At 50.4% G+C, this 18,334-nt stretch carries 15 protein-coding genes, 1 tRNA gene and 2 rRNA genes; 6 read left to right on the plus strand and 12 right to left on the minus strand.

The genetic code is table 11. The annotated features are described in order from the left end of the window. Positions 1-65 precede the first annotated feature (65 nt). From hemC to ACEN2G_RS10480, 4 genes are read left to right on the plus strand one after another with little or no spacing between them, the layout of a single operon-like run. Positions 66-995, plus strand: a complete 930-nt coding sequence (hemC, locus tag ACEN2G_RS10465; RefSeq protein WP_442021438.1) for a hydroxymethylbilane synthase — start codon at positions 66-68, stop codon at positions 993-995. Then, positions 992-1,750: a uroporphyrinogen-III synthase gene (locus ACEN2G_RS10470; protein WP_442021439.1), complete on the plus strand. Its 759-nt coding sequence runs from the start codon at positions 992-994 to the stop codon at positions 1,748-1,750. Before hemC ends, ACEN2G_RS10470 begins: the two co-directional genes overlap by 4 nt. Then, on the plus strand, positions 1,734-3,032 hold the full coding sequence (locus ACEN2G_RS10475; protein WP_442021440.1) for a uroporphyrinogen-III C-methyltransferase: 1,299 nt from the start codon (positions 1,734-1,736) through the stop codon (positions 3,030-3,032). The genes ACEN2G_RS10470 and ACEN2G_RS10475 overlap by 17 nt, the downstream gene beginning before the upstream one ends. Positions 3,033-3,042: 10 nt before the next feature. Beyond that, the gene (locus tag ACEN2G_RS10480) at positions 3,043-4,218 is read left to right on the plus strand and encodes a heme biosynthesis HemY N-terminal domain-containing protein (RefSeq protein WP_442021441.1); all 1,176 of its coding nucleotides are present in this window, start codon (positions 3,043-3,045) and stop codon (positions 4,216-4,218) included. A 443-nt stretch (positions 4,219-4,661) separates the two neighbouring features. Here the strand turns inward: ACEN2G_RS10480 and ACEN2G_RS10485 are convergent, their stop codons facing one another. The 6 genes from ACEN2G_RS10485 to ilvG form a co-directional block, all read right to left on the minus strand. Continuing rightward, the gene (locus ACEN2G_RS10485; protein ID WP_442021442.1) at positions 4,662-5,528 is read right to left on the minus strand and encodes an NAD(P)-dependent oxidoreductase; all 867 of its coding nucleotides are present in this window, start codon (positions 5,526-5,528) and stop codon (positions 4,662-4,664) included. Continuing rightward, positions 5,525-6,370 (minus strand): urea transporter, encoded by an 846-nt coding sequence (locus tag ACEN2G_RS10490; RefSeq protein ID WP_442021443.1) that lies wholly within the window; start codon positions 6,368-6,370, stop codon positions 5,525-5,527. Before ACEN2G_RS10490 ends, ACEN2G_RS10485 begins: the two co-directional genes overlap by 4 nt. A gap of 205 nt (positions 6,371-6,575) precedes the next feature. Next, positions 6,576-8,129, minus strand: a complete 1,554-nt coding sequence (gene ilvA / locus ACEN2G_RS10495; RefSeq protein WP_442021444.1) for a threonine ammonia-lyase, biosynthetic — start codon at positions 8,127-8,129, stop codon at positions 6,576-6,578. 1 nt (position 8,130) lies between these two features. Continuing rightward, positions 8,131-9,981 (minus strand): dihydroxy-acid dehydratase, encoded by a 1,851-nt coding sequence (gene ilvD / locus ACEN2G_RS10500; RefSeq protein ID WP_442021445.1) that lies wholly within the window; start codon positions 9,979-9,981, stop codon positions 8,131-8,133. A 170-nt stretch (positions 9,982-10,151) separates the two neighbouring features. Next, on the minus strand, positions 10,152-10,406 hold the full coding sequence (ilvM, locus tag ACEN2G_RS10505; RefSeq protein WP_442021446.1) for an acetolactate synthase 2 small subunit: 255 nt from the start codon (positions 10,404-10,406) through the stop codon (positions 10,152-10,154). Continuing rightward, on the minus strand, positions 10,403-12,067 hold the full coding sequence (gene ilvG, locus ACEN2G_RS10510; RefSeq protein ID WP_442021447.1) for an acetolactate synthase 2 catalytic subunit: 1,665 nt from the start codon (positions 12,065-12,067) through the stop codon (positions 10,403-10,405). Before ilvG ends, ilvM begins: the two co-directional genes overlap by 4 nt. 381 nt (positions 12,068-12,448) lie before the next feature. Here ilvG and ACEN2G_RS10515 point away from each other — a divergent pair, with 381 nt between their 5' ends. Both ACEN2G_RS10515 and ACEN2G_RS10520 read left to right on the plus strand, forming a co-directional pair. Then, positions 12,449-13,960, plus strand: coding sequence for a YifB family Mg chelatase-like AAA ATPase (locus ACEN2G_RS10515; protein ID WP_442021448.1), 1,512 nt, complete (start codon positions 12,449-12,451; stop codon positions 13,958-13,960). Positions 13,961-14,004: 44 nt separating this feature from the next. Continuing rightward, complete coding sequence (locus ACEN2G_RS10520) at positions 14,005-14,304, plus strand: hypothetical protein (RefSeq protein WP_442021449.1); 300 nt, start codon at positions 14,005-14,007, stop codon at positions 14,302-14,304. 77 nt (positions 14,305-14,381) lie between these two features. Here ACEN2G_RS10520 and ACEN2G_RS10525 read toward each other — a convergent pair whose 3' ends face one another. The 6 genes from ACEN2G_RS10525 to rrf (ACEN2G_RS10550) form a co-directional block, all read right to left on the minus strand. After that, a complete protein-coding gene (locus ACEN2G_RS10525) occupies positions 14,382-14,984 on the minus strand; it encodes a thiol:disulfide interchange protein DsbA/DsbL (RefSeq protein WP_442021450.1) in 603 nt (200 codons plus the stop codon). 40 nt (positions 14,985-15,024) lie between these two features. Then, a complete protein-coding gene (locus tag ACEN2G_RS10530; RefSeq protein ID WP_442021451.1) occupies positions 15,025-15,993 on the minus strand; it encodes a serine/threonine protein kinase in 969 nt (322 codons plus the stop codon). A 67-nt stretch (positions 15,994-16,060) separates the two neighbouring features. Continuing rightward, positions 16,061-17,482: a cytochrome c oxidase accessory protein CcoG gene (gene ccoG / locus ACEN2G_RS10535; protein WP_442021452.1), complete on the minus strand. Its 1,422-nt coding sequence runs from the start codon at positions 17,480-17,482 to the stop codon at positions 16,061-16,063. A 385-nt stretch (positions 17,483-17,867) separates the two neighbouring features. Next, positions 17,868-17,982: ribosomal RNA gene (rrf, locus tag ACEN2G_RS10540) — 5S ribosomal RNA — on the minus strand. A gap of 16 nt (positions 17,983-17,998) precedes the next feature. After that, positions 17,999-18,074 (minus strand) — tRNA-Thr (locus ACEN2G_RS10545). Between the two features lie 10 nt (positions 18,075-18,084). Beyond that, a 5S ribosomal RNA gene (gene rrf / locus ACEN2G_RS10550) occupies positions 18,085-18,199 on the minus strand. Positions 18,200-18,334: the final 135 nt, after the last annotated feature.

An 18,334-nucleotide genomic window follows, 5' to 3' on the forward strand; every position in this document is an offset into this window, starting at 1 on the left:
CCCCTGTAATGACGGCACAGGAATGATAATATCGATTCATTAGTGAATATAGAGAAGAGATTCAAATGGCAAATCGCACCATACGTATAGCTACGCGCAAGAGCCTTTTGGCTCTGTGGCAGGCTCATTTTGTTAAAGAGCAGCTGGAATTGCTGCACCCGCACATTACCGTTGAATTGGTGCCCATGACCACTCAGGGCGATGTGTTGCTCGACACGCCGTTGGCTAAAATTGGCGGTAAGGGACTTTTCATCAAGGAGTTAGAGCAAGCCATGTTGGAAGGCAGAGCCGATATTGCCGTGCATTCCATGAAGGACGTACCCGTCGAATTCCCAGAAGGCTTGGGCCTAACTGTGATTTGCGAGCGCGAAGACGCCCGTGATGCCTTTGTTTCTAATAACTATACCCATTTAGAGCAGTTACCTGCCGGTGCCGTAGTGGGTACCGCCAGCTTGCGCCGCGAGTGCCAAATTCGCGCCCGTTATCCGCACCTTGAAATCAAAGTGCTGCGCGGCAACGTACAAACTCGCTTACGCAAGCTAGATGACGGCGAATACGACGCCATTATCTTGGCCGCCGCCGGCCTTAAGCGTTTAGAGCTAGAAGAGCGCATCGCCGGCTTAATGAGCCCAGAAGACAGCTTGCCGGCCAATGGCCAAGGTGCCGTGGGCATCGAATGCCGCCTCGATGACGCCGAGCTGCTGGCCTTGCTGGCACCGCTAGATCATCAGGACACTCGCCTACGAGTGGAAGCCGAGCGCGCCATGAATAAAGGCCTGCAAGGCGGCTGCCAAGTGCCTATTGGTTCTTATGCAGAACTGCAAGGCGATCAGCTGTGGCTACGCGGTTTAGTGGGTCGTCCCGATGGCACCGAAATCATCTTTGAAGAAATGACGGGTCCCGCCACTCAAGGTAAAGAAATGGGAGCACAAATGGCTAAACGTCTGCTGGCTCGTGGTGCCGACAAAATACTCGCCGAGGTTTATGAGTCATGAGCGTGCTGGTGGTACGCCCCGAGCCTCAAGCCAGTAGTTTAAGTCAGGCTTTGCGCGCGGCTGGCCATCAAACCGTGACCAGCCCGCTGCTCAGCTTCGTCGAAGGTGCCGAGCTAGACCGTTTACCCGAACTATTGGGATCGCTGACGGCGGACGATTATGTGATAGCGGTCAGCGTACCCGCCGTAAACTTTACCCATAATGCCTTGTTGGAAATGGGACTAGCTTGGCCCCAAGCACACTACATAGCTGTGGGCGAGGCCACGGGTAATGCCTTTGCTGCTGTGGGTGTAATGGGTGCGGCCGTGCCGGACGACCCACGATCCGAGGGCATTATCGCCTTGCCCGGTTTAGATTCATTAGTGGGGCGAAGAGTCGTGATTTTACGCGGCAACGGTGGGCGGCACATGATAGCGCCTACCTTGACCAACAGAGGGGCAAACGTCGACTATTGTGAAGTGTATCGCCGCCAATATAGTGCTGATCCGCAAGGCGAATTAGTGAAAAGCTGGCAGAGCCAAGATGTGGACAGTATTATCATCACCAGTGGCGGTTTATTAAGCCATATAGTGCAATTGGCAACGACCAACGCAAAGGACTGGCTACTAAGCCGTTTATTGATTGTGCCCAGCATACGCGTAGTAGAAGAAGCCGAGGCGCTGGGCTTCACTCAGATCATAAATGCAGAAGGTGCATCCAATCAGGCTCTGATTGCCGCTCTGGATGAGAGGAAACCCAATGACAGACAAGACTGATAATACCCAAGAGCAGAAATCTGCTGAGCTAGGCAAAACGCCCGTTACCTCGGGTAAAAGTACGTCTGCGAGTGCGCCCACCATGGCGCCTGCCAGCTCCACTACCAATAATAAAGCAGATGCCAAGCCAGAAACTGTACTGAGCGCCAGCACTCAGGCTCAAGGCGCAGCCGCGGATACAAAAGCCGCCAGCCCTAAGAGCAGTAGCGCCAATATGAACGGCCCGAGCACAAGTGGCCCCAATTCACCGCCACCACCTCCTCCTGCACCCAACAAACCGGCTAAATCATCTGGTTCCGGTAAAGTACTGGCCATTATCGCCATCGTTCTCGCCGTAATCCTGGCCGCGATTGTGTACTGGCATGGCCATCAAGCCTCGCTAGCCCAAGCCGAACAACTCCAGCAATTACAGCAGCAGTTACAAGCCCAACAGCAGCAAGTCACAGACGCGCTGAAAGCCGCCGAAATGAAACAAACTAAGCAATTAGCCGGCGTGGCCAGTCAGCAAGAGAGTTTAAATGAGCAAATTGCTGGCGTATCACGCAAGGTATTGGACTTAGACACCAAGCGCCCCAATGACTGGATGCTGGCGGAAGCCGAGTATTTAGTGCGCATGGCCGGCCGCAAATTATGGTTAGAGCAAGACGGTAAGTCTGCTGCCATGATGTTGGCCGAGGCAGACAGCCGTTTGGCCGCCGTAAATGACACCAGCCTAACGCCAATTCGAGAGGCACTGTCTGCGGATATCACCGCCATTAAAGCGGTACCTAGCGTGGATCGCGACGGCATAGTGATCAAACTTAACAGCATCAGTAATCAAGTTGAGCAGCTAAAGCTAAATAAGGTGATCATGGACGAGGCCGAAGAGCCGAACTTTACCGTCTCTAATTCGGTAAATGACTGGAAAGCCAACTTGCAGAAAAGCTGGAATAGCTTCAGCGAAAACTTTGTGACGGTGCGCCGCCGCGATGGCAAGGTGGAAGCCTTATTGTCCCCTCAGCAACACTGGTACTTAGCTGAAAACCTCAAAGGCACACTGCTGCAAGCGCAGCTGGCTGTGTATCGCGATCAGCAAGATATTTATGACAGCTCGCTTGCGCATGCCAGTGACTGGTTAACCAGCTACTTTGCCAATGATAGCGTTCGTCAAGCTATGCTGGAGCAAATCGAACAACTTAACGGCCAAACCATCAGGGTCGAGTATCCACAGCAGTTTAGTGCTCAAGATAAATTGCAGCAGTTGTTGGATGACAGATTACAACGCCTGTTAACTGGCAAGTAAGGGGAAATCCATGATACGTCTTGCGATTATCATCGCCATACTGGCCGCCGGCCTGATTATTGGCCCTAACATTGCCGGCCAGCAAGGCTATATGTTATTGGCCGTTGGCAGCTACACCATAGAAACCACGGCTACCGTATTTTTGGTCGCCTTGGTGCTCTTCTATGTATTGTTGTTATTTATCGAATGGTTACTGGGTCGTATTTTTGGCATAGGCCATAAAACCCGTACTTGGTTTGTGGGTCGTCGTCGTCGTAAGGCGGTGAAGTACACGCAAAGCGGCATGCAAGCTTTAGTGGCCGAAGACTACGCGATAGCAGAGAAGATGCTGTTAAAAGGTGCCAAGGGTAATGATTTAGCGCTGCTTAACTACCTAAATGCCGCCACCGCCGCCCAAGCTCTCGGCCATGATGCTAAGCGCGATGATTATCTGCGTTTAGCCCAAGAGCAAAACCCAAACGCCGGTTTGGCCGTAGGCTTAACGCAGACGCGCTTGCAGTACGAAGAAGGTAAATTTGATTTAGCCTTGCATGGCGTACAGCAGTTAAACAAAGAATATGACAGCCATCCGGCACTGTTGAAGCTACAAAAAGATGTGTACTTGGCAACGGGACAATGGCCTGAGCTCATGACCACCTTGGATGCGCTAGTCAGCCAAAAGTTAATTGATAAAGCTGAATATCAGGCGTTGCAGCAGCAAGCTTATGCTGGCTGGTTTGATAGCGTGGCTAACTCTGAAGGCAGTGCCGGCTTAGTCACCCTGTGGCAAGGCTTATCACGCAAAGAGAAATACCAAGCGGATATTCTGGTGCCTTTATGTGAGCGTTTAATTGCGCTTAAGGCGCATCAAGAAGCGCTGCACTTATTGTTGGAAGGCATCAATAAAGACTCAAATCCACGACTCTTGGCCTGTCTAACGCAGTTACAACTCAGCGATTATCATCCGCTGCTGACTAACCTCGAGAAAAAGGCCAAGAAACAGTCGTCTGCCCAATTACACTCGACCTTAGGCCAGTTGTACTTAAAGGATAATAAGCCAGAGCTTGCGGAGCAGCATTTGCAACAGGCCATCGCCTTGCAGCCTACCTCTGCTGATTACATCTTGTTGGCCGGTTTAGCTGAGCAGCGTAAAGAGGTGAGCAAAGCCAACGACTACTATCGCCAGAGCTTAGCTTTAGCGTCTTAAGTAAGTAGAAGTCGAGTATGAATAGTAAAGGAGCCGCAAGGCTCCTTTTTTTAGCGGCTAAACGTAGATCCCGACGTAGCCAACAGGGTGTACAGAGTCCGCAGGATTGCCTCCGCCAACGCGCTAAACCGCATCCCTGCGACGCTCGGTAAATGCCATCCCTGGCATTTCACGGTTGGCTCCGACAATTCCTCCAGCCTCTTCCGGCTATATGGAGCCGTCTGTTTATAAAGTCTACCGGCGACTCGGTAGTCAAGAAGAGACAAGCAGGTTTACCTCAGCCGACCTTCCACTTCAGGGATGAAGTGGCAGAGCGTACACGGATGTATTTACAGCGTGTCGGCGGAGGTAATCTGCTTGGCTCTGAGGTGCACATTTGCATGGGGAGGCAGATCAAAAAAGGAGCCTTGCGGCTCCTTCATTCAGTCTTAATAAACTGACTATTAGTCTTTGTATAGCTTGATAAGCGTTGCAGGATCGCGCTCTAAGAAACCTTTGCTGCCGTGTTGGCGCATTAGCTGTGCCGCCAAACCAGACATGGGTACGGCAGTACCTTCGAGCTTGCTTTGGCTAACGGCCATATCTAAGTCTTTCAGCAACGTGCGTACATGCCACTTAGGATCTGGGTCTGACTCAGCGGCCATTAACGGACCCGTGATTTGCATCGGCTTAGAGTCGGCAAAACCGCCGGCCAGCGCTTCGGGAATTTTATCCGCCGCCACACCGCAGGCTTTCGCTAACGCCATCATTTCGGCCAATACCATTAAGTTACAGCCCACTATCATCTGGTTACAGACTTTAGTGACTTGGCCGGCACCAATAGGTCCCATGTGGGTGGCGCGCTGTGAGAGCGGCGCTAAAATCGGTTGAATGCGCGCAATATCAGAAGCTTCACCGCCACACATAATGGCCAGCGTGCCTTGTTCGGCACCTACCACGCCACCGGAAACCGGTGAGTCTACCCAGTTCATGCCACAAGCGTCTTTTAACTTAGCGGCAAACTCGCGAGTGGCGGTTGGATCTGAGCTAGAAAAATCCACCAGTAGTTGATCGGCACGGCCGTTTTCTACTATGCCACCGGCACCAAATACCACGGTTTCTACCACCTCGGTATTGGCCACGCACAGCAAGATCACATCCACTTGCTCAACCAGCTCAGCGATAGAGTTAGCGACGGTAGCGCCAGCGGCTTTAACTGGCGCTAACTTGTCGGCGCTGCGGTTCCATACCGTCACGGCAAAGCCTGCACTCAATAACCGCTGGGTCATGGGATTGCCCATCAAGCCAATACCAATAAATCCTAGTTTCATGATAAGTGTTCCTTATTCGGCATATATTTACGCTGGAAATAGCAAAAGCCACTACGTGAAGCAAAACATAACCAACACGCCAGTACAAACGGCATGGTTAACATTGGCAAGCCAGTTTTCAGCATCAAGGCCGTCATTAAACCGGCAATCACGGCGGCCGCTATACTCCAACCGGGCTTAAACTGATGCCAGAACATGGCAATAGCCGCTAATACACCGTTATAACCGGTCAGACCAAAGTTAATATAATCGGGATTAATTAACAGAAAAGTGGCGGTACCACTGGCAATAACAGCACCCACAAAGGCCCAACCTAGCATGCCAATTCCGGCCAGCAATAAGGCCGCGCACACCATAATGGCCGGCACCGTATCCGGTAAAAATATCACTTGGCCGATGGCAGATAGTGAAAACTCATAATCGCTGGGCACTTCATCGGCTAAGCGTTGACCGTTCCAATATAACCAAGGCAGAATCAACAGGTTAAAAGGAAGGGTGTAACAAGAAATCTTAAATCTCTTGATCCAAAACGCATACATTAAGCAAGACAGTCCGCCCAATACGGCAGATGCCACCAATACCCACAGGCTGGGCGGTGCGAACAACGCCAGTGATAAGCCTACCAAAGCCGCGTTGAAGCCGTAGCAACCTTCCGCTTGCAATACGGGATTGAACTTAAGCAACTGCGCCAGCAATACGGCACTAAAAGTGGCGATCAGCATTGAGAGACCCATAAAAGGGGCCGTCCACAACACACCTAGCGTGATCAATAAACCGGATAATCGACGATTAACAAAATAGATCTGACTAATAGAAGCCAGCAAGGCAGACAACAGAGCCATGACTTGGAAACCCTGAAGAGGAGTTAAGAAACGAGCCAAAGTAGAACAGTAATCGGTCCTTTTTTCAACAAAAAAATGTATACAATGTTAATGGGGTGTAATAGAGAACCGTGAGGGGTGAAGTGTAAAGGGTGAGGAGAAAGAGACAAGCACACGCTCGTCTCAGGTTTATGCTTCACGCCTCATCCTTCACTGTCATTGCAAATTAGTGTGCCAAGAAGAACTCGTAGGCTGCATCTTCTGTCACGTCGTCCCAACGATAACCTAACTCCACCAAGTACTGCTCGAAGTCAGCTAACTCCGCATCCGGCAACTCGAAGGCACAAAGCACGCGGCCAAACTCGGCCCCTTGGTTACGATAATGGAACAAACTAATGTTCCAACGCGTGCCTAAAGTGTTCAAAAAGCGCATTAAGGCACCGGGCTGCTCGGGGAAGCGAAAGCTATACAAGCGCTCATGCAGTGACTTAGGCGGGCGACCGCCCACCATATAACGCACATGAGATTTGGCTAAATCGTTGTCCGTCATATTGGCCACTTCATAGCCCGACTGCGTCAGCTCCATCATGATCTGGGTTAACTCGCGATCGCCATCGGTTAGACGCACGGAGACTAATACCGCCGCCTTGTCATCCGATGAATAACGATAGTTAAATTCCGTCACCATGCGATTACCCAGCACTTCACAAAAGGCCACAAAGGCGCCCTTGCGCTCAGGAATGGTCACCGCCAGCAGGCCTTCACGTTTCTCGCCCAGCTCACAACGCTCAGACACATAACGCAGCGAGTGAAAATTCACGTTAGCACCACTTAAGATGGCGGCCATGCGGGCATGAGAATAATCTCCCGCTTGGCTGTATTTTTTCAGGCCCGCCAGCGCCAGCGCGCCTGACGGCTCGGCAATGGCGCGGGTATCTTCAAAAATATCCTTTACAGCGGCGCAGATTTCATCTGAGCTCACTGTCACCACGCCATCTAAATACTGCTGGCAAAGGCGAAAGGTCTCAACGCCCATGCGCTTTACGGCCACGCCATCGGCAAAGGTACTGACACGGTCTAGGCTAACAATTTCACCGGCTTTTAGCGCCGCCTTTAAACAGGCAGAGCCTTCGGCTTCTACGCCTATCACCTTCACTTGCGGCAACAGCTGCTTAATGTACACCGCCACGCCTGCCGCCAAACCACCGCCACCCACAGGCACAAACACGTGAGTTAAGTGGGTGTCTTGCTCCAGCAATTCCCGCCCGATAGTACCTTGACCGACTATCACGTCCGGATCGTCAAACGGTGGGATCAGCGTCAGCTTATGCTCTTCGGCTAACTCTATGCAGCGGGCATAGGCTTCATCGAAGTTATTGCCGTGCAATATCACCTTACCGCCGAAGCCACGCACCGAATCAATTTTGATATCAGGCGTGACCACCGGCATCACTATGGTAGCGTTAATGCCAAGCTTGGCGGCAGACAGCGCCACGCCTTGGGCATGGTTGCCGGCCGAGGCGGCAATCACCCCGGCTTGCAGTTGCTCAGGGCTTAACTGCGCAATCTTGTTATAAGCACCCCTTAGCTTGAAAGAATGCACAGGCTGCATGTCTTCCCGCTTTAGCGATACCGAATGGCCTAAACGCTCAGAAATTTTCTTCAACGGCGTCAAAGGCGTCACTCTTGCTGCTTCATAAACCGGAGACAGCAAGATACGGCGTAAATACTCGCTCGCAGAGCGGAATGCGGCGGCTTCTTTCAATGCCGGTTGTGCCATTTTAGCCTCCCAGTTTGCTGATATCGCGTACCGCACCCTTGTCTGCACTGGTCGCCAATGAGGCATAAGCACGTAATGAGAAGGACACTTCACGCTGGCGGTCCACTGGACGCCAGCCTTGCTCGCCTTTGGCATCCATGGCGGCGCGGCGGCTTGCCAACTCGGCGTCAGACACATCCAGTACTATGCTGCGGCCTGGAATATCGATGTCGATGATATCGCCGTTTTCTACTAAGCCGATAGTACCGCCACTGCCCGCTTCTGGAGAAACGTGACCGATAGACAAGCCAGAAGTACCGCCAGAGAAACGACCATCTGTGATCAACGCACACTTAGTGCCCAAACCCATGGACTTCAAATAGGTGGTCGGATAGAGCATCTCTTGCATGCCCGGGCCGCCTTTAGGACCTTCGTAGCGAATTACTACTACGTCACCAGCCTTCACTTGGCCGCCCAAGATGCCTTCTACTGCGCTGTCTTGGCACTCATAGATGCGCGCCGGACCACGGAACACTAAGTTATCGTCGGACACGCCGGCGGTTTTCACGATACAACCGTCAACGGCTAAGTTGCCAGACAGAACCGCTAAGCCACCTTCTAAGCTGTAGGCATGCTCCAGGCTGCGGATACAACCTTCGGCGCGGTCGTCGTCCAGTGTTGGCCAGCGGCAATCTTGGCTGAAGGCTTTCACGGTACGGATACCGGCTGGGCCGGCGCGGAACATGGTTTTTACCGCTTCGTCTTTGGTCACCATAATGTCGTACTTGGCCAATTGCTCGGCCAAGGTCATGCCCATTACGGTTGGCAGTTCGGTGTGCAGTAAACCGGCACGGGCCAACTCACCCAAAATGCCCATAACGCCACCGGCGCGATGCACGTCTTCCATATGATATTTAGGAGTAGAAGGAGCAACTTTACACAGCTGCGGCACTTTACGAGACAGCTGATCGATATCGGCCATGGTGAAATCCACGCCCGCTTCGTGAGCGGCAGCCAACAAATGCAGTACTGTATTGGTAGAGCCGCCCATGGCTACGTCTAATACCATGGCGTTTTCAAAAGCCGCTTTGGTGGCAATGCTACGCGGCAAAGCAGAAGCGTCATCTTGCTCGTAGTAACGCTTGGTCAGCTCAACAATACGATGACCGGCGGATTTAAATAGCTGCTCGCGATCCGCGTGGGTGGCCAGCAAAGAACCGTTGGCAGGCTGAGATAAGCCTAAGGCTTCGGTTAAGCAGTTCATGGAGTTGGCAGTAAACATGCCTGAGCAAGAGCCGCAGGTTGGGCAAGCGCTACGCTCAGTTTGCTGGCTCTGGGCATCACTTACGGTCGGATCGGCGCCTTGGATCATGGCATCAACCAAGTCTAGCTTGATGATTTGATCAGACAGCTTAGTTTTACCGGCTTCCATCGGGCCGCCTGAGACGAAGATCACCGGAATATTCACCCGCAATGCCGCCATCAACATGCCGGGGGTGATTTTGTCACAGTTAGAAATACACACCATAGCATCGGCACAGTGAGCGTTAACCATGTATTCCACTGAGTCGGCAATCAGGTCACGGCTCGGCAGGCTGTACAGCATGCCGCCATGACCCATGGCGATGCCATCATCCACGGCTATGGTGTTGAATTCTTTAGCGACACCGCCGGCAGCTTCAATTTCACGCGCCACTAACTGGCCCATGTCTTTCAAATGCACATGGCCCGGTACAAACTGGGTAAAGGAATTCACTACCGCAATAATTGGCTTGCCGAAGTCTTCTTCGGTCATGCCTGTGGCACGCCACAAGGCGCGAGCACCGGCCATGTTACGGCCGTGAGTAGTGGTGGCGGAACGATACTTTGGCATTCTTAAATTCCTAACAAGGTGAGTAATACAGGCGCCATCGACGAAGCAACGCCTATCTCTAATATTTACGATATAGCTTTAAGCGATCAGCGGTAAGCTTGAAGCTAAAGATGAACAACCGCCGTACGACGGTTTTTCTTAACTGACGGCTTACAGCTGCTAGCTATCAGTTACGCTATTTTTTTTAGTGCGTTGGCCAGCTCTTGTACTTGAACTTGGGTCACGTCTAACAGTTTTTCTAACTGGCGACTGAGCAGCTCTATGGCGCGCTCGCTCTCGACCAGCATATTAATGACTAGCTGCGCATCTTGGGTGTTCATATCCATCTGTGTGATGCGAAAACCGCGATGGCGAGTCAGGCGTAATACACGCTCTAGCACTTCAGGGCGAAAGTGGGCAGTTACCTGCAATTGATATTGGTTCATGCTTTTTTCTCCATCATCTGGTCGTTGGCAACACCCGGCGGCACCAAAGGCCAAACGTTCTCTTGCTCACAAATACGCACATGCAATAAATAGGCAGTATCTGCGGCTAACATGCGTTGTATGGCGGGCTCGACGTCGGCCTTACGGGTAATAGTTTCACCCGGAATATTAAAGGCGGCGGCCATGGCCACAAAATCAGGATTGTCGGTCAAAATGGTTTCGCTATAACGACCGTCGAAGAATAGCTCTTGCCACTGGCGCACCATACCTAAACGCTGATTATCCATTAACACCATTTTTACCGACAGTTGCGCGCGTTTCAGTGTGCCTAGCTCTTGTACGTTCATCATAAAAGAACCATCGCCAGACACCAATACCGACTGATCTTGCGGCCGCGCCAACTTAGCGCCTATGGCGGCAGGTAAACCAAAGCCCATAGTGCCAAGGCCTGAGCTGCTCAGGTGATTGCGCGGGCTGGTAAAGCGCATGTGTTGTGCCACCCACATTTGGTGCTGGCCTACATCACAGCTCACCATGGCGCTGTCGTCTAATGCCGCACTCAATTGGCTTAACACCAAAGGCGCATAAATGGCTTCGCCGGGATGGTCATAGCGCCACGGATTATCGGCTTTCAGCGTCTTACAATGTTCGCGCCAGTCGTCAATGGCCAGCTTATTGCTGGCTATTTTATCATTAGCGAGCAAAGGGAGCACGGTGCAAAGTTCAGCATTAAGAGTAACTTCTGCATGGCGCACCTTACCAAACTCGGAGGCGTCTTTATCTAGATGAATAACTTTGGCATTAATGGCGAAGGCATCCAGTTTACCCGTCACCCTATCATCAAAACGTGCGCCCACCACCAACAGTAGATCACTCTGCTGAACGGCAATATTTGCGGCTTTTGTTCCGTGCATGCCCAGCATGCCTAAAAACAATTCGTCATCGGGATCAAGCGTGCCAATTCCCTTGAGCGTGGTCACCATAGGAATCCCTGTGCGCTTGGCAAAAGCACGCAATTCATCCACCGCATTGGCCATGCCCACACCACCGCCTACGTATAAAACAGGCAGCTTAGCATTGGCCAATAACTGCTGCGCCTCGGCTAAGGCTTGCTCATCTAATGGATTCGGATCTGTATTAAAAACCGGTGTAGTTTTAGGTTCAACTAAGGCGACTTGGATATTTTTTGGTACATCGATAAGCACAGGCCCCGGGCGTCCAGAGCGTGCCACTTCAAATGCCTCGGCAATAATGGCACCTAGGTCTTCCACATTTTCCACTAAATAAGAATGCTTAGTGCACGACAGCGACATGCCTAATACGTCGACTTCTTGGAAGGCATCTGTACCAATAGCGGACATAGGAACTTGGCCGGTAATGGCCACTAACGGGATCGAATCGAGCATGGCATCGGCCAGACCGGTGATCAGGTTAGTAGCGCCAGGGCCTGAGGTGGCCATACACACACCTACCTGACCACTGGCTCTGGCATAACCCACTGCGGCCAACGCAGCTGCCTGCTCATGGCGGCACAGTAGATGGTCTACGCCACCATCGTACAGTGCGTCGTAAAGCGGCATGATAGCGCCGCCGGGATAACCGAAGATTTGGGTTACTCCCTGCTGTTTTAAAGTTTGAACAATATACTGTGCGCCATTCATGTTAATGCAATCCATCTGGTTAGTGCCAAAGCCGGTTAAAAAAAAACCCCCGAGCGGTTAGCTCGGGGGTTTTACGTTTCGTCTGTTGGTGAAGTTATTTTTCGTCAGACCAAAGTACCCCGAGCGGAGATTTAATAATCACCACTAGGACCACAATAATGTTGACGAAATAAGCCAGAAAATTCATCTCACCGTTCTCTCAATAGGGTGCCGAGCCAGAACCATCTACTCAAGCAGGCCTATAGAACTAGCATGATGAACTAGACTAAACAAGACTTTCTTGACCAAACCGCCGAAAAAAGCCCGCTCACGGCCAGGGAAAAGCCAGTTAAAAAAACTGTAAATATTTAATTATCAAAAATAAAATATAGGGAGACTAGGATGTCACTCGCAGTGGTTTTTGCTCGCGCTAGCTTAGGTATCGCCGCGCCCTTGGTCACGGTTGAAGCTCACCTTGCCAATGGCTTGCCTGCCTTCAATATCGTGGGTCTACCTGAAACCACGGTTAAAGAGGCCCGCGACCGAGTACGCAGCGCCTTACTCAATTCTGGCTTTGAATTCCCAGCACGGCGGATCACAGTTAACTTGGCTCCAGCAGACTTACCTAAAGAAGGCGGTCGCTTCGACTTACCCATCGCCATGGCGGTGTTGGCGGCATCGGGGCAAATCCCCACCGTTAATTTGGGCAAACTAGAATTTCTAGGAGAACTGGCGCTCACCGGCGCCTTGCGGCCCATCAAAGGCGCGCTACCCGCAGTATTGGCGGCTCGCGATAATCAACGCGTCATCATACTACCTCTAGATAATGGTGATGAAGCGGGCATGATCCAACCCAGCCCCGCACTGTTGGCCAGCCATCTGTTAACCATCACCGCTTGGTTGCGCCAAGAAGCAGAACTAATCACGCCCAGCGCCATCGAGGAACAAGAACCAGAGCAGATAAGTGACCTGTGTGATGTGATAGGCCAAGCAGGTGGCAAGCGCGCATTGGAGATTGCCGCCGCCGGCCAGCATAATTTGCTGCTGTTAGGCCCGCCGGGTACTGGGAAAAGCATGCTCGCCAGCCGTCTACCCGGCCTACTGCCGACCATGAATGAAGAAGAAGCGTTAGAAATCGCCGCCATTCGCTCTATCTGTGGCGTAAACCTTGAGCCACACACTTGGCGGTTACGCGCCTTTCGCCAACCCCATCATTCTTCATCTGCCGTGGCGCTGGTTGGCGGCGGCAGTTCTCCTCGGCCCGGAGAAATATCACTGGCGCACAATGGAGTGTTATTTTTAGATGAACTCACCGAATTTGAACGCCGAGTGTTAGATGCGCTACGTGAGCCTCTCGAAACCCATGTGATTTCGATTGCCCGCGCCGCCCGCAGTGTGACTTTTCCCGCTTGCTTTCAATTAATCGCTGCCATGAACCCCAGCCCTTGCGGCCATTATCAAGAAGGCTACAGTCGCAGCTCGCCAGAGCAAATTTTGCGCTACCTCAATAAGATTTCTGGCCCCTTCTTAGACCGCTTCGATTTATCCGTAGAGGTGTCTTTGCTGCCGCCCGGTGAATTGAGTCAACCCAGAGCCAAAGCCGAGTCATCGCTTGATGTTCGCAAGCGAGTACTGGCCGCTCGCGAGCGACAGCTGAAACGCGCCGGCAAAACTAACGCCAGACTCAGCGCCGCAGAACTAGAACGCTATTGTCCGTTAAGCCAAGAAGATGCTCAATTTCTCGAACAAGCCCTGCATCGCATGAAACTCTCAATTCGCGCTTGGCATAAGTTAATCCGCGTGGCACGCACCATAGCGGACTTAGAGCATAAAACAGATATTAACCGTCAGCACTTAATTGAAGCCTTAGGTTATAGAGCCATGGACAGGCTTTTACAGCAGCTACAGTTTTAAGCTGCTATAACTAAAGCTGAGGCCTAAATGATAAGGAGTACATCATGAAAAGTGCAAAGGAGTTTGCAGCCTGGTTATACGATCACTTTAAAGACGCCCCTGCTGGCGTTCATTTGAGCAGAGAAGACATCACTAATTTATCTTACCGACAACATTTCAACCAAGCATTTGTGGCGGATATACATTATGAATTAACGCTAAAAGGGATGGGGTTTGTTGCGGGGGCTCATAGAGATAAATTTTATTTATTTCAATTGCCAACTGTCTACTGGCAACAACAAGATGAACATTACCAAGAAGATATTTTTTACAACGTGCACACCATCTCTCAACGCCAAGCTTAATAAAAAATAAGCCCATGATGCGAGCATCATGGGCTTATTATTGGTGATTGTAGATAGTTACGCTATTTTGGTGGTTATTAATCTTTGGCGAGTAAGTATTTTACAACTTGATAAAATCGCTCTTCTGAACCAATTTCGCTCATATCTAGCTCATACTTATTTTTTACGATAATAGTTGGCGTACTGCTGACCTGAAAGCGAGCCGTCGCTTTATCGTATTGGCTAACCTTGCCATTGAGTACGAAGCTATTAATCACACTATCAAATTTTTGCTCTGTTATACCATTTGCCAAAAATAAGTCTTTAATATCTGCCATGTTTTTAGGCTTTTTGTTAGCGCGGATCATGGCATCAAACAACACGGGTGTTAATTTATCTTCCACTTTTAATAATACAGCGGCGGCATAGGCGCGCTGCAACACAGGCCCCATGTCACCACCTAAGAATGCCACTGGGTTTTTCTTCAGCTTTAATTCAGGGATACGCTGCTCAAGCTTGGCCATTAAGGGCTCAAAGCTATCGCAATGTGGACAAACGTACGAGAAAAACTCCAGCACCACGGGCTCACTGCTAGCTACCTCTTGCACTGTCTTATACTCAACGCCTTCCTTAAACTCACTCGCCGCATTAGCCAACGGAGCCATTAGTAGGGCCAACACGATAAAAATGTACTTTTTCATAGTAAATCCCATTTAAGAAATGCCAGTTTAAGTTAAGTTATCAGCCCCAAGAATTCAAGGATAGGGGTGGTACTTCTAGGTTCTGTAATTGCTCAGTGAGCACACCAATCTGTTGCTGCCAATAATCAGGTGTATTAAACCATGGGAAGTTAGCAGGAAAAGCCGGATCTGACCAGCGGGCTGCCAGCCAAGCCATATAGTTAACCATACGCATGGCGCGCAGTGGCTCAATCAGTGCCAGCTCACTGTTATCGAATTCACGCACACTCTCGTAACCGGATAACAGCGTATCTAATTGCAGTAATTGCTCTTGGCGGCTGCCGCTCAACATCATCCATAAGTCTTGTACCGCAGGCCCGCGACGACAATCATCAAAGTCCAACAACCAAGGCCCATCATGCCACAGAATATTGCTGGCATGGCAATCGCCGTGCAGCGTGATCAGCTGCCTTGGCTGATAAAGTACACAGGTGCGGGCAATCAGCGCATCTAAGCGGCTAAAAAACTCAGCTTTTAACTTAGTAGGGATCTGTGCTTCTTCCGCCAAAACTTGACGGGCACGCAGCAAATAATCTTCTGTGCTCAATGTAGGCCTGTGCGCTAAGTTAAGATGTTCTCCCACTTGATGTAATAGTGCTAACTGTTCACCTAAGGCTTCCAGTTGATCTAGGTTATCGGCTTCAAACTGGCGCGCCGCCACCGCTGGCCAGACCGCAAACAAGATACCATTAAACTCAAATACACTCTGCTGTTCACGCACCAAGGGCAAGGCCACCCGTACCTTTGCCTTAGCTAAGGCAAACAGAAAATCATGCTCCTCTTGGATCTGAATTTGACTCCAGCGACCCGGCCGATAAAACTTAGCGACTAAGGTGCCGTCTTGATCACTTTTAAAGCGATAGACGCGGTTTTCATAGCTGTTTAACGCCATTAGGCCTGAGTCCACGTGGAGACCAATACTCATCATGGCATCGACGATTACGTCAGGTGTGAGTGCGTAATAATTCATAAGGCTCCAAAAAAAGACCGTAGCTAAAGCTACGGTCTTTGGTATTAAATTTAGGCAACTGAGTCTATCAGTTAAACGAACTAAAGAACTTACTCTTGTTTCGTAAGGTCGCTTTCTTGTCGCCTTCTTCAAGCCCAGTATTAGTCAGCACGAAGGTGATGTCACTCACCGGTGATGATAATAAGTAAGGGTCGGTAGCTAAGCTAATCGGTAAGCTCAAAATCTCACCGCCATTCACCTTAACTTCTTTAGGGCCAATCCAATCCACGTCTTTCAAGCCTTCCACCTCCAAGTGGTAAACTTGCGGGCTTAACGTCTTGTTCATAATTTTCATAGTGTAGGTATTTTCGATTAAGCCTTCACCGGTTTCGCGATACAGCTGATTTCGGTCACGTATGATCTCTATACCCATTGGCATAATATTAGCAGCCATATATAAGAACACACCCGTCATCACTGTAATGACTACGCCATAACCAATCAGCTTAGGCCGGGCTACATGAGTCACGCCATGCTGCAGTTTATGCTCTGTGGTATAGCTGATAAGGCCTGGTTCATAGCCCATACGATCCATGGTTTGGTCACAGGCATCTACACAAGCGCCACAGTTAATACACTCATACTGCAGACCATCGCGAATATCGATACCTGCTGGGCACACTTGCACACACAAATCACAGTCGATGCAATCACCAAGGCCTAGCTCTTTAGGATCTGCCTTACGCGGCCGAGGACCCCGCGCTTCGCCGCGAGCCGCGTCGTAGCTAACGGTAAAAGTGTCTTTATCGAACATGGCAGACTGAAAGCGCGAATAAGGGCAGATATGCGTACACATAATAGTGCGCATCCAGCCCGCGTTGCCGTAGGTACAAAAGGCAAAAAACCAAACCCAAAACCCTACCCAGAAGCTAGTGGTAAAGGTCAACACCTCTAACAGCAGTTCTTTAGCAGGTATAAAATAAGCAATAAAGGTAAAGCCGGTTAGTAGCGACACCGCCAGCCAAGCTATATGCTTGGCTGTTTTTCGCCAAATTTTATTAACCCCCCAAGGCGCCTTATCTAAGGCGCGACGCTTGTTTGCGGTACCTTCAAGCTTTTCTTCAAACCAAATAAAAATAAAGGTCCATATGGTCTGCGGGCACACGTAGCCGCACCACACTCGACCTAAGAAGGTGGTGACGAAAAACAGCGCCACTGCGGAGATCATTAATAACAGGGCAAGTAAAGTAAGGTCTTGCGGCCAGATGGTAGCGGCAAAAATCTGAAAGCGTTGTTGCTCGACATCAAACAGTAGCGCCTGACGGCCATTCCAGGTCATCCAAGGGCCGGCAGCGAAAACTAGCATCAATACCCAGCCTAAGTACTTACGCAGCTTCTGCCATTGTCCTGTTTGCGCACGAACATAAATATGGCCATCATCAGTGGGACGATGCGAACGCACGGCTGGGGTAACGTCTTTAACGTCTATTTGCTGTTGTTTATTATTCATTTTGCTCACATTGTTATTCTGACTGCTTGCGACAAAATTACCTGCTTAACAAAATAGGAATCACTGTTAATTATTGGTTGTTAATTGCTGATTGCTAGCTGTTGATTGTTAATAATTAACTACTGATCATTAACATGCAGATAAAATACGAGTTATGACACATTTTGCAGTAAAGCGTCGGAGAAAAAGGTGACTTAGCTCACCTTTTTCTATCTCAAGACTCGTCCTTGCAGTCCATGGCATCATGATAAGCATTGCCACAATCAAAGACCATGATAGCGATCATCAAATGCGAATATGTGAGGCGTGAGGCGTGAAATTTCACGCATAACTACATTTTAGAAAGTAAAAAGCCCCGCTCGATGAGCGGGGCTTTTAAATTGGCGCTTGACTGTGACCTACTTTCACATGGCATCTGCCACACTATCATCGGCGTAACTGCGTTTCACTTCTGAGTTCGGCATGGGATCAGGTGGTTCCACAGCACTATGGCAGTCAAACAAAACTTTTACTAACTGGTGCTGATACCCGGATTCGAACTGGGGACCTCACCCTTACCAAGGGTGCGCTCTACCAACTGAGCTATATCAGCTAAATTTGGCGCCTGGCAGTGACCTACTTTCACATGGCATCTGCCACACTATCATCGGCGCGGCTGCGTTTCACTACTGAGTTCGGCATGGGTTCAGGTGGTTCCACAGCGCTATGGCCGCCAGGCATAAATTGTAATCTGGAAGCTGATGTCTTCTGAAATAATTTTGTAGTTGCCTTGTTACGCAAGGTCTCACACTTCTTGGGTGTTGTATGGTTAAGCCGCACGGGTAATTAGTATTGGTTAGCTCAATGCATCGC

Source organism: Oceanisphaera sp. W20_SRM_FM3 (assembly GCF_052119705.1).
Lineage (GTDB): Bacteria > Pseudomonadota > Gammaproteobacteria > Enterobacterales > Aeromonadaceae > Oceanimonas.